The organism is Kitasatospora sp. NPDC093558, from assembly GCF_040683475.1.
Classification (GTDB): Bacteria; Actinomycetota; Actinomycetes; order Streptomycetales; family Streptomycetaceae; genus Kitasatospora.
Genome location: NZ_JBFBDY010001320.1, coordinates 1 through 1,144, shown reverse-complemented (window position 1 = coordinate 1,144; position 1,144 = coordinate 1). Strand labels below are relative to the sequence as shown.

Sequence of the window (1,144 nt, the reverse complement as noted above, 5' to 3'; positions counted from 1 at the left end):
GCGATCCGGCCGCGTTCGTGGGTGACGGCCTGGCGGGCGCGGGCGAGGGCGAGGCGGTCGTGCGCGGCCGCGGCGGCGGTGGCCCGGCTCCAGCGGCCGACGCCCCAGGCGGCGACGGTGAGCGGTAGGTAGAACGCGAGCGCCGTGACGAGCGCGGCCGTCCGGTAGCCGGGTGCGCCGAGGCTGGTCAGGATGTCCGCGGTGTCGAGGCCGGTGGGGACGGCCGCGAGGGCCAGGGCGGTGAGGGCGGCCGGGCGGCGGCACTCCCGGGCCACCGTGTACAGCGCGACGAGGATGCCGAAGTACGGCGTGAAGTGGAAGTCGGTGAGGATCGTGAGCACGCTCGCGCCGGCGGCGAGGGCCCAGACGGCGAGGTACACCGCCATGGGCCACCGCCGCCGGAACAGCAGGGCGACGGCCTCCGGCAGGGCGAAGGCGGCGAGCACGAACCGCGCGGGCCAGCTGGTGCCGGGGGCGATCGGGTCACCGAAGAAGAACGCCTCGGGGACGATGACCGCGACGGCCAGCGCGGCGTCCTGCACCCGGGCGGAGCGGATCCACCGGCGGGTTCCGGCCGGTGCCTGTTCGGAGTCCATCCGGTCCGGTTCCTTCCCTCACCTGCCGCCGGTGCCGGTCAGCACCTGGGCGGGCAGTTGACGCTGATGCAGCAGATGCCGGCGGCGAAGACCGAGACGTCGCTCGCGGCGAAGCCGACCCACCAGTCGTCCCCGCCTCCCGGGACGGGCGCCGCCGGCGGTCGGGTGACCGGGTAGCCGAGTTCGGCGAACACGGCCCACAGGTCGCCGCCGTGGCGCCGGACGCTGTCGACGAGCTTGTCCGTGGTCGTGCTCGCGGCCGCCGAGGCCTGGCCGGAGGACGAGGTGAGCGACAGGACGGCGGCCACGGCACGGACGCCGTCGGCCGCGACCGCGGCCAGGCTGACGCCGGCCACCCGGAGCGTCTCGGCGCCGTCGCCGGGGTCGGGGGCGGGACCGACCCGTACGAGGTAGCGCTGCCAGGGGTCGGCGACGGCCTTCGGCGGGTCGGGCACGAGCACGGTGCGGGGGCCTGCGAGGAGGCCGTGGGCGAGGGCCGCGGCCGCCGGGGCCGCCCGCCCGGACTAGTGCCCGGTTACGCCCACCCC

General features: G+C 77.1%; 1 protein-coding gene and 1 pseudogene. Both read right to left on the bottom strand.

The features are described from left to right. Positions 1-596: pseudogene (locus AB0O00_RS40675) on the bottom strand (hypothetical protein); the annotation flags it as partial. 38 nt (positions 597-634) lie between these two features. Then, positions 635-1,051, bottom strand: a complete 417-nt coding sequence (locus AB0O00_RS40670; RefSeq protein WP_363659690.1) for a hypothetical protein — start codon at positions 1,049-1,051, stop codon at positions 635-637. Positions 1,052-1,144 lie beyond the last annotated feature (93 nt).